This window comes from Paracoccus sp. C2R09 (assembly GCF_018860625.1).
Lineage (GTDB): Bacteria > Pseudomonadota > Alphaproteobacteria > Rhodobacterales > Rhodobacteraceae > Paracoccus.
This window is the reverse complement of sequence record NZ_JAHKQB010000014.1, coordinates 245,499-258,315: the sequence shown is the minus strand read 5'-3', so window position 1 is coordinate 258,315 and position 12,817 is coordinate 245,499. Positions and strand designations below refer to the sequence as shown.

Here is a 12,817-nt window from a genome sequence, read left to right as displayed (position 1 = left end):
GAAATCCCTGCCATCGGTCGCCTTGACAACGCCGCAACTGCCTTTTGGTTGCTTGGGCCGTATCGTCCCGATATAGGGGCGCCATCCCGCCGTTCAATGATCGAACCGGCGGCACCCCCTCAGAATCGCGAGAATCCTGATGCCCAAGATCAACGGCAACGAAATCCGTCCCGGCAACGTGCTGGAACACGAAAAGGGCCTCTGGGCCGCCGTCAAGGTCAACCACGTGAAGCCCGGCAAGGGCGGCGCCTTCGCCCAGGTCGAGATGAAGAACCTTCGCGACGGCCGCAAGCTGAACGAGCGTTTCCGCAGCGAGGACAAGGTCGAGCGCGTCCGCCTGGACCAGAAGGACCAGCAGTTCCTGTACGAGACCGACGGCAAGCTGGTCTTCATGGATAGCGAGACCTTCGAGCAGACCGAACTGGATGCCGATCTGCTGGGCGAACGCCGCCCCTTCCTGCAGGACGGCATGACCGCGACCATCGAATATTACGGCGAAGAGGCCCTGTCGGTGTCGCTGCCCCAGAAGGTCGTCTGCAAGATCGCCGAGACCGAGCCGGTCGTGAAGGGCCAGACCGCGGCCAACAGCTACAAGCCCGCGATCCTCGACAACGGCATGCGCATCATGATCCCGCCCTTCGTGGGCGAGGGCGAGGATATCGTCGTGAACACCGAACTGTTCGAATACAGCGAACGCGCCTGATCGAACGGATCGCATTCGACATGGAAGGGGCCGCGCATCATCTGCGCGGCCCCTTTTTTTCATGCCGGATGTTCGACAAGGATCGACATGACCTTCTCGGGCTGACCCGTGGCGTCATGGGCGGGCGGCGCGAACATGTTCTGCACCTCGACCTCAAGGCATTCGGCACCGCTGCGTCGCAGACGGGCCCTGCCCCCGATCTGGTGGATGTCCCCTTCGGTCTTCCACAGAACCAGATGCTTCATCAGCCGCGACAGGTTGCCCTTGCCCGGTGGGCAGCGCGTGGAATAGTGGCCCACGATGGCATCTTCCGTGCCGACGATCACCGGCCGGCCGGCATCGCCGCTCATGATGAAGCAGCAGAGCAGCCGCCCGTCGGCACGGAACTCCAGCTCGTGATCGACCGCATAGAGATCGGCCTTCACGATCCGGTTCGCGAAATGCTCGTCGGGTTCGCCCTCGGGCCGGTGCAGGGTCAGGTCCAGCCCGTTCAGTTCGGGGCGGGCCGTCGGCACGCAGGCCTCGTCCAGGCGGTTCCGGGCGGCCGTCGCGATGCGGCGTGGGACGCCGCTGCCGATCCGGTAATGCATCCGGTCCTGATAGAGCTCGTCGATCGTCCTGTCCCGGTTCTGCGCGAATTGGCGGAGCATCGGCTTCATGTCGATAGGCTTCAGTCCCCGCCCCCGCAGGCAGGCCCGCAATGCATCCCTGTATTCTGTCGCAGAGCCGTCCGACATCTCGTCCCGGTTCCAGAAGATCAGCGGCAGCACCGATATGTCCCGCCGGGCGCAGAGTTCGAGGAACCAGTGCAGGTGATGGATGAGGCTCTCGACAGACTGGCCGCCCGTGAAATGGTTCTGCTCGTTGAGGGCATATTCCCATATGACGGTCGCACCGTCCGGAACCTCGTCACGCAGGATGCGGAAGATCCCGATCAGGGATGTCGCCGCCCCAAGGGAAAGATTGACGACCTGCCTGTCCTGGGCCAGCTGCGCGAATTGCGGCGCCCAGCCGTCCCTGAGCAGGCTGTTCGAGCCGCCAATGATGTGCACGGTTTGCATCGGTTCTCCTGTCCTGGCTTCCGGGGGGCGGGGTTCAGCCCAGCTTCTCGGGCGCGAAGTTCTGGGTGGGGCTGACGAATTCGTCCTGCGCCGCGATCAGGCGGATCTCTCGGGTGCCTGCGCGAACGGTTTCGGACAGCACGCCATGGACCGAGGCGGCGGCGGCCCCGAGCGCCTGCGCCGCATCGCCCGACCGCAGGAAATGGACGAAGAACAGCGCGGCCACCATGTCGCCCGTGCCGTTGGCGTTCAGCTGCAACCGGGGGGTGCGGACGCGCCATTGCCCATCGCCCGTGCTGGCGACCATGTCGATGGCGTCAGCGGGCGTATCCTCCAGCAGGACCGAGGTCGCGAGGATCACGCGCGGGCCCGTCCCGTGCAGTGCAGCCAGCGCGGCCCTCAGCGCGGGCAGGTCGCGGATTTCGGTCCCGGTCAGGAACTCCAGCTCGAAATGGTTGGGGGTGACGATATCGGCTGCGGGGACGGCGATGTCGCGCATGAATTCGGGAATGCCCGGACGCACGAAGATACCGCGCCCCACATCCCCGATCACCGGATCGCAGCACCACATGGCCTTGGGGTTCGCCGCGCGCACGGCCTCGGCCGCGTGGATCACCGCGTTGCCGATATCCGACGACCCCATATAGCCCGAGATGACCCCGTCGCAGCCCGGCAGCACGCCGCGATCCGCGATGCCCTCGACGATTTCCTCGACCGCAGGGCCGTCGAAGACGCGGCCCTTCCAGTCGCCATACCCGGTATGGTTCGAGAACTGCACCGTGTGGACCGGCCAGACCTCGACCCCCAGGCGCTGCATCGGAAAGACCGCGGCGGCGTTTCCGGCATGGCCATAGGCGACATGCGACTGGATCGACAGGATGTTCATGGCGGCCCCCTTCGGATCATCGGCTTGCCCTTCGATAGGACGCATGTGCAGGATTGAAAAGCATGAACGCAGAAGGGTCCGCATGAACCGATACCTGAACCTGGCCGGACGCGTGCTGATCGCGGTGCTGTTCGCGGGCGGCGCATTGCAGAAGGTGACCGACCCCGCCCCGGTCGCGCGGATGATCGCCGGGATCGGTCTGCCGGGCGGGCTGGTCTGGACGGTCGCGGCCTTCAACGCGCTGGCGGCGGTCTGCCTGATCTTCGGGCCGTATGTGCGGGCATGGGCGCTGCTGCTGGCGATCTATTGCATCGGGACCAGCTGGTTCCACTGGCAGCTGCGGGTCGATCCCTGGCAGGTCAGCATCATGGTCAAGAACTGGGCCATCGCGGGCGGGCTGCTGATCCTGGCCTCGCAGCCCGGACGTCGCTAGGCGAACAGGTCCAGCTGCTCGGGACCGTCATCCGGCACATCGAAGCCCGACAGGGTGATGCCCAGCAGCCGCGCCCCGCGCGGATCGGGCAGCACGATCCGCACCAGGTCGCGCGCGATCGTCAGCAGCTCGGTCTCGGACGCGACGGGATGCCCGAGGCTGCGGGCCCGCGTGACCTGCTGGAAATCCGAGAACTTGGCCTTGATCGTCACCGTCCGCCCCTGCAATTCATGCCGCGCGACCGCGGTCCAGACCTTGGCGGCCAGGGGCTCCAGCGCCTGATCGGCCTGGTCCAGCGTCATCAGGTCGGCCGCGAAGGTGTTCTCGGCCCCCACGGATTTGCGGATGCGGTCGGGGCTGACCCGGCGGAAATCCACCCCACGAGAGATGTTCCAGTAATACCGCCCGGCCTTGCCGAAACGGCGCGTCAGGAACTCCAGGGACTGCGCGCGCAGGTCGGCGCCGGTATGCAGGCCCATCGCCTGCATCTTGGCGGCGGTGGCGGGACCGATGCCGTGGAACTTGCCGACCGGCAGTTTCAGCACGAATTCGGGGCCGCGATCGGGGGTGATGACGCACAGCCCGTCGGGCTTGTTCTGATCCGATGCCAGCTTGGCCAGGAACTTGTTGTAGCTGACGCCCGCGCTGGCGGTCAGTCCGGTCACCTGCCGGATGCGGGCGCGGATCTGCTTGGCGATGGCGGTGGCCGTCATACCGTCCGGCAGATGGTCCGTGACGTCCAGATAGGCCTCGTCCAGGGACAGCGGCTCGACCAGGGGGGTATAGTCGGCGAATATCTCGCGGATCTGCTGGCTGACGGCGCGATAGACCTCGAAGCGGGACTTGACGAAGATCAGGTCCGGGCACAGCCGCGCCGCCGTGACGGACGGCATGGCCGATCGCACGCCGAAGACCCGCGCCTCGTAGCTGGCGGCGGCCACGACGCCGCGCTGGCTGGAACCGCCGACGGCCACGGGACGACCGCGCAGCGCGGGATTGTCGCGCTGCTCGACCGAGGCGAAGAAGGCATCCATGTCGATATGGATGATCCGGCGCGGGGACGGGTCATCCGCCCCCGGGATCATTCGGCGCGGACCGCCGCGCCGCCCGCGACCATGCCCTCGCCCATGCGGTCGAAGCGCAGATAGGCGATGGCCCGCCCGCCCGATTGGGTGAAGATGCGCCCGACCTCTCGGTCATCGCGCGTGATGGGGGTGCCGGGGTCCACCTGCCCGTCGATGGCAACGTTGCGCAGCCCCTTGCGCAGTTCGGTCTTGTGCTTCATCCGGGCGGTGACCTCCTGCCCGACATAGCAGCCCTTGCGGAAATCGACGCCGTTCAGACGCTCGAACCCGACCTCCAGGATGAAGGTCTCGTTCGGGATCAGCTCGACCAGGGTTTCCGGAATGCACTGGGCCACGCGGATCGCATCCCAGTCGCTGCCGTCATCCCCCGAGGCGCCGTAATGGCGCCAACCCAGCGCCGGATCGCGCGGATCGACGATCGCGCCGTCCGGGGCCGGACCGGTGCCGCGCGCCACATCCATCGCGACAGGCTCCAGCGCCACCTTCGATCGCAGCTTGTACATTGACAAGCGGCGGGTCAGATCGTCGGCCAGCCGCGCATCGACATCGATCAGCAGCGCGTCACCGTCGGGGACCACGATGAAATCGGCCAGGTACTTGCCCTGAGGCGTCAGCATGGCCGCCCAGCAGGGCGCACGGGTCACGTCGTTCGTGACCAGCCCCTGCAGGAACTCGACCCGGTCCTCGCCGGTCACGCGGATGATCTGGCGGCTCATTCAGTGTCTCCGAACTGCATTGCAACAAGGCGGGCATAGGCACCGCCCTTCCGCATCAACTGGTCATGCGTGCCCTGTTCCACAACCCGTCCGGATTCCAAGACGACGATCTTGTCGGCATTGCGGATGGTGGACAGGCGGTGGGCGATGACCAGCGTGGTGCGGTCCTTCGACAGCTGGTCCAGCGCGTCCTGGACCAGCCGCTCGCTTGCGGTGTCCAGCGCGCTCGTGGCCTCGTCCAGCAGCAGGATCGGGGCATCGCGCAGAACCGCGCGGGCAATGGCCACGCGCTGGCGCTGACCGCCCGACAGGGACGATCCGCGCGGTCCGGCAGGGCTGTCCAGATCGCGCTGCCCGTCCAGGAAATCGCGCACATGCGCCACGTCCAGCGCGCGCTGCAGATCGGCCTCGGGGGCGTCGGGGCGACCCATCAGGATATTGTCGCGCAGGCTTTCGTCGAACAGCGCGGCATCCTGCGAGACGGTCGAATACTGGTCGCGCAACACGCCCAGATCGTAATCCGCGACCGGGGTGCCGCCCAGCAGGACCTGCCCGCGATCGGGATCGACCATGCGGGTCAGCAGGTTGAAGACGGTGGACTTGCCGGCGCCGGACGGACCCACCAGCGCGGTGGTGCGGCCGGGCTCGGCCTCGAAGGTCAGGCCGTGCAGGACGGTCTGACCGTCATAGGACAGCCAAACATCGTCCAGCCGGATGCCCGCATCGTCCGGCGCATCCTTGCGCGGGCCCGACCGGACCGAGGGCTGCGTGTCGAAGACCTGGTAGATGCGTTCCAGGCTGGCCGCCGCTGTCTGCCATGTCCCCGCAAGTCCGCCCAGACGGCGCATCGGCTGGAAGGCCAGCGCCAGCGCGGTGAAGAAGGCCATGAAGTCGCCGACGCTGCGGTTCCCCTCCATCACCTCGTTCCCGCCAAGCGCCAGCACCGCGACAAAGCCGATGCCCGTCACGATGTCGGTCAGCGCCGGGATGACGCTGGCCGTGGCCGCGACCTTGGTTTCCGCCTGCCGGATGCGGCCCACGATGGACGCGAAACGCGCGGTCTGCGCATCCTCGGCCCGGTTCAGCCGGATCGCCTGGATGCCGTGCAGCACCTCGTCCAGGCGCGTGGCGCGCAGGCTGGCATTGGCGCGGTTCTGGCGCATCTTGCGGCGGATGTATTTCTGGACCAGCGCGGCGGGCATGATCAGGATCGGCGCGCCGATCAGCGCGCCCAGGGTCCAGACCGGATCGATGGTCAGCGCCACCGCGAACAGCATCACCAACGAGATGACATCGCGGGTCGAGCTGGTGATCAGCGTGGCCCACACGCCCTGCACGGCGATGGTGTCGCCCTGGATGCGCTCGATCATGGCGCCGGGGGAATTGTCGCGAAAGAACCGCTGATCCAACGTCAGGATATGCGCCAGAAGCTGGGTCTGCATCCGCGTCGATACCGACAGCGATATCCGCGTCAGCAACGCCCGGCTGGCGATCAGCGTGACCGCGCGCAGCAGGAACACCCCGAAGATCGCGCTGCCGACCCACCAGATCGCGCCCTGCTGCTTGCCCACGAAGACCAGATCGAACAGCGGTTTCAGCATCCAGCTGATCAGCGCCAGGGTCGATCCCTCCAGCGTCATCAGGAAGAAGGCCAGCCCCATCCCCCCCTTGTGCGGGCGCAGATAGTCCTGCCACAACCGCCCCAGCAGGCCCTGCACCTTCTGGGGAGAGACGCGGGACGGGGTCGCCCCCGCGCTTGCGATCATGCGGGTCGGGCTTTGGGTCTTGGGGTCCACGTGCTGATCGTGCCTTCGGTGATGGCTGTCTGAAACCACAGGCTTACCCCCGATGGCGGGGGTGCCACAAGACCGCCACTCTGCCCCTACCGCCCCCCGTTGACCGGCGCGGCGCTTGGCCCTACCGCTTGCATGTTCCGCAAACCATACCCCGAGACGACAGATGACCCTTGCCCACGGCCACGAGCTGATCGCCATTCCCGGCCCCTCGCCCCTGCCCGCACGGGTCATGAACGCCGCCCATCGCGCATCGCCCGACATCTATGGCGAACCGCTGGCGCAGGTGAACCTGTCGCTGATGGCGCAGCTGAAGCGCCTGGCGGGCACGGATGCCCATCTGGCGACCTATATCGGGAACGGGCACGCGGGATGGGAGGCCGCGGCCGCGAACCTTCTGGACCGGGGCGATCGGGTGCTGCTGCTGACCTCGGGGCATTTCGGGCGGTCCTGGGCCGACATGCTTGAGGCCACGGGGATCGAGGTGGAACGCCAGGACAGCGGCAACCTGCCCCCCGATCCGCAGCGCCTGTCCGAACGGCTGCGCCGGGATGCGCAGGGCGGGATCCGCGCCGTCATGGTCTGCCAGACCGACACGGCCAGCGCGACCATGGCCGATATTCCCGCGATCCGCGCGGCGATGGGCGATCATCCGGCGCTGCTGGTGGTCGATGCGATCGCATCGCTCGGTTGTGCGCCGATGCGGATGGACGACTGGGGCGTGGACGTGCTGATCGCGGCCAGCCAGAAAGGACTGATGTCGCCGCCGGGGGCCGCATTCGTCTGGTTCTCGGACAGGGCGGCGGCGGAATCGCCCACCGGGCTGACCACGCCCTGGTGGGACTGGCGCCCCCGCGCGGGGGCCGAGGCGCTGTGGCGGTTCTGGGGCGGCACGCCCCCCGTCCAGACGATCTTCGCGCTGTCCGAGGCGCTGACCATGATCCTGGACGAGGAAGGGCTGGAGGCCGTCTGGCATCGCCATGCAAGGCTGGCCCGCGCCGTCTGGGCGGCCGTCGATGCCTGGGGCGCGGATGGCAGCGGCATCCGGCTGTCGGTGGACGATCCGGACGCCCGCGCGGCCTCGGTCACGGCGGTGACGCTGCCCCGCGCGGCAGAGCTGCGCGCATGGGTGACGCGCGAATGCGGCGTGACGTTGGGCGTGGGCCTGGGCGCGCCCGAACCCGAGAATGCGCTGCGCATCGCCCATATGGGCCACACGGGCGCAGGCACCGTCATGGGCGTTCTGGGTGCCATGCAGGCCGGGCTGATCGCCCTTGGCATCCCCCACGGTCCGGGCGCGCTGGAGGCCGCGGCCGCCAGCATCGCCGCCTCAGCCTAGGGGCAGCCGCGCCAGCGTCACCACGGTATCGCCATAGCTGCGCTGATCCAGAAGGGTCAGCGCGGCGGGCAGCAGGGGCGGGCGGGCCTCTTCCCACAGGACCGTGGCACCGGGCGCCAGCCAGCCGCCTTCCAGCGCCGATGCCATCGCCAGTTCGCCCTTGCCCTGCCCATAGGGCGGATCGAGGAAGACCATCCCGAAGGGCTTGCCCCGGATCTCGCCCAGCTTCGTCGCGTCGCGCCGCCACAGGTCGGTGCTGCCCTGCGCGCGGGCCTTTTCCACGTTCTGCCGGATCAGCGCACGCGATTTCACCCCGTCATCGACGAAGGTGACATGGGACGCCCCCCGCGACAGCGCCTCGAGGCCCAGGGCCCCCGTCCCCGCGAACAGGTCCAGCACCCGTGCGCCGGGCAGCGGATTGCCATGGCTACCGTTGATCAGCAGGTTGAAGATCGATTCCCGCACGCGGTCGGTCGTCGGGCGCAGATGGGCGGCCATGTCCCCCTCGCCCAGATCGGCCAGCTTGAGGCCGCGCAGGCTGCCGCCGACGATCCTCACAGCAGCACCTTCAGGTCGGGCGCGGACGGGATCGCGTCGGGGTCGGGGCTTCGGCCCGCCTCGATCAGGCGCTTGCCGATCATGTAGGCGCGGGCGTCGTTCAGTGCATCGACCGCGATCAGGCGGCCTTCGCGGAAATACCAGACCGAGCCCGCGTGATCGCCCTGCCCGGCCCGCGTCACGATCCGGTCGTGCCCCGCGCCGATGCCCGCGATCTGCAGCTTGGCGTCGAACTGATCCGACCAGAACCACGGCTTCGGGGCATAATCGCGTCCCGCGCCCAGCATGTTGTCGGCCACGCATTCGGCCATGTCGATGGCATTGCCCACGCTTTCCAGCCGCATCCGGCCCGCGGGGGTGGCAAAGCTGGCGCAATCGCCCGCAGCCCAGATGGCGGGATCGGATGTGCGCCCCTGCGCATCGGTCGCGATGCCGTCCTCCAGGGTCAGCCCTGCCGCGCCCGCCAGCGCAGTCTCGGGCAGGACGCCGATGCCCTGGATCACCAGATCGGCGGGAATGCTGCGCCCGTCGGTCAGGTGAACGCCGGTCGCGCGGTCGGTCCCTTCGATCGTGGCGATGCCCGTGCCTTCCAGGATCTCGACCCCGTGGGCGCGGTGCAGGTTGCGGATCATGTCCGCCGTCTGCGGGGCGGCGACGCGGCCCAGGATGCGGGGCGCGGCCTCGATCAGGGTGACGTTCAGGCCCAGCTTGCGCGCCACCGCCGCAGCCTCCAGCCCGATATAGCCGCCGCCGATCACCACGAGGTTGCGCCCGGCCTGCATCGCGGGTGCCAGCGCATCGATATCGGCCAGGTTGCGGATGACATGGGTGCCGGGCAGATCGCCCCCCATCGCGGCAGGCAGACGGCGCGGCGCGGCCCCCAGTGCCAGGGCCAGCGCATCGTATTCATGGACCCCCGCATTGGTCGTCACCGTCCGTGCCGCGCGGTCGATGGTCAGCGCGCGTTCGCCGGTCCGCAGGTCGATCCGCTGATCGGCCCACCAGTCGGGGCCGCGCAGCATCAAGCGGTCCAGTGCCATGTCGCCCAGCAGATAGGCCTTGGACAGCGGCGGACGCTGATAGGGCGCGGCGGTTTCATCCCCGATCACGGTCAGCGAACCGTCATGGCCCTTCGCCCGCAACCGTGCCGCCATCGAGGCCGCCGCCTGCCCCGCACCCAGGATGACAATGCGCATCTGTTTCCGCCTTCTGGTCTGTGTCCGGCACGCACCCTATATTCCATGCGAATCCGTTGCAATTCAGGAGCGTTACATGACCATCGCCGCCGGAGACAAACTGCCCGAGGGCAAGCTGCTGCGCATCGGTGCCGAAGGGCCCGAAGCCGTCACCATGGCCGAGCTGAGCGCGGGCCGTGTCGCCCTGTTCGGCCTGCCGGGCGCCTATACCGGCACCTGCACCAATGCGCATATGCCCAGCTTCGTGCGCACCGCCGACGCCTTCCGCGACAAGGGCATCGACCGCATCGTCTGCGTCACCGTGAACGATCCCTTCGTGGCCGCCGCATGGGCCGAATCCACCGGCGCGACCGCTGCCGGGATCGAGGTTCTGGCCGATGCGGATGGCAGCGTGGCCAAGGCCATGGGCCTTGATTTCGACGCGCCGCCGGTCGGCTTCTTCGGCCGCTGCAAGCGTTTCGCATCGCTGGTCAAGGACGGCACGGTCGAGACGATCGAGGTCGAGGACAGCCCCGGCACCTGCAGCGTCAGCGCGGGCGAAAGCCTGCTGGAAAAGGCCTGATCCAGGCCGGTCGGGGGTTCGCCCCCGACCGCTAGCCGCCCTTGCGGAAGGGCGTGAAATCCGCAAGCGCCGCGATTTCATGGCCCATCGCCTCGCGTTCCTCGTCCAGATAATTCTCCAACGCCCGCAGGAAGCCCGGATCGCGCACCCAGTGCAGCGAATGGATGGGCACGGCCTCGTATCCGCGTGCCAGCTTGTGTTCGCCCTGCGCCCCGGCCTCGACCCGGCCCAGCCCATGCGCGATGGCATGGTCGATGGCCTGATGATAGCACAGCTCGAAATGCAGGAAGGCGTGGTCCTGCACGCAGCCCCAGTAGCGGCCATAGACCGCATCCGGCCCGAGAAAGTTCAGCGCACCCGCGATGGGGCGGCCGTCATCCTCGGCCATGACCAGCAGCATGTCGTCGCGCATCGTCTCCTGCACGCGGTCGAAGAAGGCCCGCGTTAGATAGGGCTGCCCCCATTTGCGCGCGCCGGTATCCTGATAGAATTCCCAGAAGGCATCCCAGTGTTCGGGCCGCAGATCGTCGCCAGTCAGATGCCTGATCGTGCCGCCGAAGCCCTGCGCCTTGGCGCGTTCCTTGCGCAGATCCTTGCGCTTGCGCGACGACAGGGCGGCCAGGAAGTCGTCGTAACTGCCATATCCGCGGTTCAGCCAGTGATATTGCTGCGTCACCCGCGGCAAAAAGCCCGCATCCTTGCCCAAGGCGGCCTCGGACGCGGTGCAGAAGGTGACATGCGCACCGGAACATTCGGCGCGTTCGGTCAGCTGCATCAGCGCCTGCAACAGCGCTGCGCGGTCGCGGTCGTCGCGCGCCAGAAGCCGCTGGCCGGTGGCGGGGGTGAAGGGCACGGTCGCCTGCAGCTTGGGGTAATACCGCCCGCCCGCGCGCATATAGGCCTCGGCCCAGGCGTGATCGAAGATGTATTCGCCCTGGCTGTGCGATTTCGCATAGAGCGGCATGGCCGCCACCACATCCCCGCCACGTTCCAGCGTCAGATGCAGGGGCTGCCAGCCCGTGCCGGTGCCCACCGATCGCGAATCCTCCAGCGCGGCCAGGAAGCGATGCGTGGTGAAGGGATTGCCGTCGCCCAGACCGTCCCATGTCTCGGGCGCGATCTTGTGGATCGAATCATGGGTCGAAAGGGTCAGGGTCTCTGTCATGCCCCGAAGATAGGAAGGGATGCGCCCCTTGTCAGGGGGCAGCGGGTGGACAGGGTGCCACAGGCCCCCTGTCCGTCGCGATGGGCCCGCGATGCCCGTTCAGGGGGCATAGCCTTCGAAGGTGACGTTCTGCGCGACCTTGCGGGCCTCGGCCTCTTCCTCGGGCGAACGGATGGTCCAGGTCAGGACCGGGACGCCCTGCACGCGCAGCGCATCGACGCGCGGATTGCCCAGGTCGGCCCGCGAGTGAGAGATGAAGCAGGCCCCCACGCGGTCGAAATCCACGATCAGCGACAGCGCCTCGCGGCGTTCGACCGGGATCTGCGGCCAGTCGGCCTCGGCATAATCGCAGGTGGTCAGGCCCACGGGGATCTCGGGTGCCGCCGCATGGAAGGCCGCGACCGTGTCCGGGCTGAAGGACATCAGCGCGACCGGCCCGTCATATCCCTTCAGCGCCTCGGCCACCCGCGCGGGCAGATCGCCCACATCCGGGCCCAGCCGGCCGTCCTGGTCCTTGATCTCGATCAGCAGGGGCACGCGGCCCGCCACCAGGTCCAGGAACTCGGCCAGGGTCGGGATCTTCTCGTCGCTGCCGGTCAGCCGCAGACCCGCCAGATCGGCGGGCGAGGTCTTGGCGATGAAGCCGCCCTGCCCCGTCAGCCGCGCCATGTCGTAATCGTGGAAGACCATCGGCGTGCCGTCGGCCGCCGGCTGGATGTCGCATTCGATCCCGTATCCGGCCTCGATCGCGGCACGCGCGGCGGCAAGGCTGTTTTCCGGGACGCCCGGGGCATGAAAGCCCCGATGCGCGATGGGCGTGGTCAGGAAGACCTGCGGCAGGGCCATCAGGCGATCTCGAAGATGGCCTCGATCTCGACCGCGACGCCGAAGGGCAGCGAGGGGGCCGAGACGGCGGCACGCGAATGGCGCCCGGCATCGCCGAACACCTCGACCATCAGGTCCGAACAGCCGTTGATCACCTTGGGCTGGTCGGTGAAATCGGGGGTCGAGTTCACGAAGCCGGTCAGCTTGACCACGCGGGTCACGCGGTCCAGATCGCCGATGGCGGCCTTCAGCTGCGCGATCAGGGCCAGACCGCAGCGGCGGGCGGCGGCCGCGCCGTCATCGACGCTGGTGCCGTCGCCCAGCTTGCCGGTGATCAGGCCGTTTTCGTCGGCGCTGATCTGCCCCGAGATGAAGACCAGGTTGCCGGTCTGCACGAAGGGCACGTAATTCGCGGCGGGCATGGGTGCTTCGGGAAGGGTGATGCCCTTGTCGGCCAGGGTCTGTTCGACGCTCATGATGTCCTCGCGGTTGGGA

Annotated in this window: 14 protein-coding genes; 4 read left to right on the top strand and 10 right to left on the bottom strand. The window is 68.0% G+C overall.

Annotated features, from left to right (window positions below):
• The first annotated feature begins 139 nt into the window (after positions 1-139).
• Positions 140-703 (top strand): elongation factor P, encoded by a 564-nt coding sequence (gene efp, locus KO490_RS05315; RefSeq protein WP_216018350.1) that lies wholly within the window; start codon positions 140-142, stop codon positions 701-703.
• A 59-nt stretch (positions 704-762) separates the two neighbouring features.
• Here the strand turns inward: efp and KO490_RS05310 are convergent, their stop codons facing one another.
• Both KO490_RS05310 and pdxY read right to left on the bottom strand, forming a co-directional pair.
• Positions 763-1,764 (bottom strand): hypothetical protein, encoded by a 1,002-nt coding sequence (locus tag KO490_RS05310; RefSeq protein WP_216018349.1) that lies wholly within the window; start codon positions 1,762-1,764, stop codon positions 763-765.
• A 34-nt stretch (positions 1,765-1,798) separates the two neighbouring features.
• Entirely contained in the window at positions 1,799-2,650 is an 852-nt protein-coding gene (gene pdxY / locus KO490_RS05305; protein WP_216018348.1) for a pyridoxal kinase PdxY, read from the bottom strand.
• An 82-nt stretch (positions 2,651-2,732) separates the two neighbouring features.
• Here pdxY and KO490_RS05300 point away from each other — a divergent pair, with 82 nt between their 5' ends.
• Entirely contained in the window at positions 2,733-3,083 is a 351-nt protein-coding gene (locus KO490_RS05300; protein WP_216018347.1) for a DoxX family protein, read from the top strand.
• On the opposite strand, the gene dinB is transcribed toward KO490_RS05300, so the two are convergent.
• Genes dinB through KO490_RS05285 form a run of 3 tightly spaced genes read right to left on the bottom strand, consistent with a single transcriptional unit; the run spans position 3,080 to position 6,650 of the window.
• Positions 3,080-4,168, bottom strand: a complete 1,089-nt coding sequence (dinB, locus tag KO490_RS05295; protein ID WP_216018346.1) for a DNA polymerase IV — start codon at positions 4,166-4,168, stop codon at positions 3,080-3,082. The two genes, KO490_RS05300 and dinB, sit on opposite strands and share 4 nt — an antisense overlap.
• A complete protein-coding gene (locus KO490_RS05290; RefSeq protein ID WP_216018345.1) occupies positions 4,165-4,884 on the bottom strand; it encodes a folate-binding protein YgfZ in 720 nt (239 codons plus the stop codon). The genes dinB and KO490_RS05290 overlap by 4 nt, the downstream gene beginning before the upstream one ends.
• Entirely contained in the window at positions 4,881-6,650 is a 1,770-nt protein-coding gene (locus tag KO490_RS05285) for an ABC transporter ATP-binding protein (protein ID WP_216018457.1), read from the bottom strand. Before KO490_RS05285 ends, KO490_RS05290 begins: the two co-directional genes overlap by 4 nt.
• A gap of 193 nt (positions 6,651-6,843) precedes the next feature.
• Here KO490_RS05285 and KO490_RS05280 point away from each other — a divergent pair, with 193 nt between their 5' ends.
• The gene (locus KO490_RS05280) at positions 6,844-8,016 is read left to right on the top strand and encodes an alanine--glyoxylate aminotransferase family protein (protein WP_216018344.1); all 1,173 of its coding nucleotides are present in this window, start codon (positions 6,844-6,846) and stop codon (positions 8,014-8,016) included.
• On the opposite strand, the gene rsmD is transcribed toward KO490_RS05280, so the two are convergent.
• Both rsmD and KO490_RS05270 read right to left on the bottom strand, forming a co-directional pair.
• Positions 8,008-8,574, bottom strand: a complete 567-nt coding sequence (rsmD, locus tag KO490_RS05275; RefSeq protein WP_216018343.1) for a 16S rRNA (guanine(966)-N(2))-methyltransferase RsmD — start codon at positions 8,572-8,574, stop codon at positions 8,008-8,010. The genes KO490_RS05280 and rsmD overlap by 9 nt on opposite strands.
• The gene (locus KO490_RS05270) at positions 8,571-9,770 is read right to left on the bottom strand and encodes an NAD(P)/FAD-dependent oxidoreductase (protein WP_216018342.1); all 1,200 of its coding nucleotides are present in this window, start codon (positions 9,768-9,770) and stop codon (positions 8,571-8,573) included. The genes rsmD and KO490_RS05270 overlap by 4 nt, the downstream gene beginning before the upstream one ends.
• Before the next feature lie 76 nt (positions 9,771-9,846).
• Between KO490_RS05270 and KO490_RS05265 the strand changes: the two genes are divergently transcribed.
• Positions 9,847-10,332: a peroxiredoxin gene (locus KO490_RS05265; RefSeq protein WP_216018341.1), complete on the top strand. Its 486-nt coding sequence runs from the start codon at positions 9,847-9,849 to the stop codon at positions 10,330-10,332.
• Positions 10,333-10,363: 31 nt separating this feature from the next.
• Here the strand turns inward: KO490_RS05265 and KO490_RS05260 are convergent, their stop codons facing one another.
• The 3 genes from KO490_RS05260 to KO490_RS05250 form a co-directional block, all read right to left on the bottom strand.
• A complete protein-coding gene (locus tag KO490_RS05260; protein ID WP_216018340.1) occupies positions 10,364-11,497 on the bottom strand; it encodes a GNAT family N-acetyltransferase in 1,134 nt (377 codons plus the stop codon).
• A gap of 99 nt (positions 11,498-11,596) precedes the next feature.
• Positions 11,597-12,343, bottom strand: coding sequence for a glycerophosphodiester phosphodiesterase family protein (locus KO490_RS05255; protein ID WP_216018339.1), 747 nt, complete (start codon positions 12,341-12,343; stop codon positions 11,597-11,599).
• The gene (locus KO490_RS05250; RefSeq protein WP_216018338.1) at positions 12,343-12,798 is read right to left on the bottom strand and encodes a RidA family protein; all 456 of its coding nucleotides are present in this window, start codon (positions 12,796-12,798) and stop codon (positions 12,343-12,345) included. Before KO490_RS05250 ends, KO490_RS05255 begins: the two co-directional genes overlap by 1 nt.
• Positions 12,799-12,817 lie beyond the last annotated feature (19 nt).

Coding starts and splice junctions, on each gene's coding strand:
- KO490_RS05260 (WP_216018340.1), bottom strand. CDS start 11,497: ATGACAGAGACCCTGACCCTTTCGACCCATGATTCGATCCACAAGATC.
- KO490_RS05310 (WP_216018349.1), bottom strand. CDS start 1,764: ATGCAAACCGTGCACATCATTGGCGGCTCGAACAGCCTGCTCAGGGAC.
- dinB (WP_216018346.1), bottom strand. CDS start 4,168: ATGATCCCGGGGGCGGATGACCCGTCCCCGCGCCGGATCATCCATATC.
- efp (WP_216018350.1), top strand. CDS start 140: ATGCCCAAGATCAACGGCAACGAAATCCGTCCCGGCAACGTGCTGGAA.
- KO490_RS05285 (WP_216018457.1), bottom strand. CDS start 6,650: ATGATCGCAAGCGCGGGGGCGACCCCGTCCCGCGTCTCTCCCCAGAAG.
- KO490_RS05270 (WP_216018342.1), bottom strand. CDS start 9,770: ATGCGCATTGTCATCCTGGGTGCGGGGCAGGCGGCGGCCTCGATGGCG.
- pdxY (WP_216018348.1), bottom strand. CDS start 2,650: ATGAACATCCTGTCGATCCAGTCGCATGTCGCCTATGGCCATGCCGGA.
- KO490_RS05280 (WP_216018344.1), top strand. CDS start 6,844: ATGACCCTTGCCCACGGCCACGAGCTGATCGCCATTCCCGGCCCCTCG.
- KO490_RS05290 (WP_216018345.1), bottom strand. CDS start 4,884: ATGAGCCGCCAGATCATCCGCGTGACCGGCGAGGACCGGGTCGAGTTC.
- KO490_RS05300 (WP_216018347.1), top strand. CDS start 2,733: ATGAACCGATACCTGAACCTGGCCGGACGCGTGCTGATCGCGGTGCTG.
- KO490_RS05265 (WP_216018341.1), top strand. CDS start 9,847: ATGACCATCGCCGCCGGAGACAAACTGCCCGAGGGCAAGCTGCTGCGC.
- KO490_RS05255 (WP_216018339.1), bottom strand. CDS start 12,343: ATGGCCCTGCCGCAGGTCTTCCTGACCACGCCCATCGCGCATCGGGGC.
- KO490_RS05250 (WP_216018338.1), bottom strand. CDS start 12,798: ATGAGCGTCGAACAGACCCTGGCCGACAAGGGCATCACCCTTCCCGAA.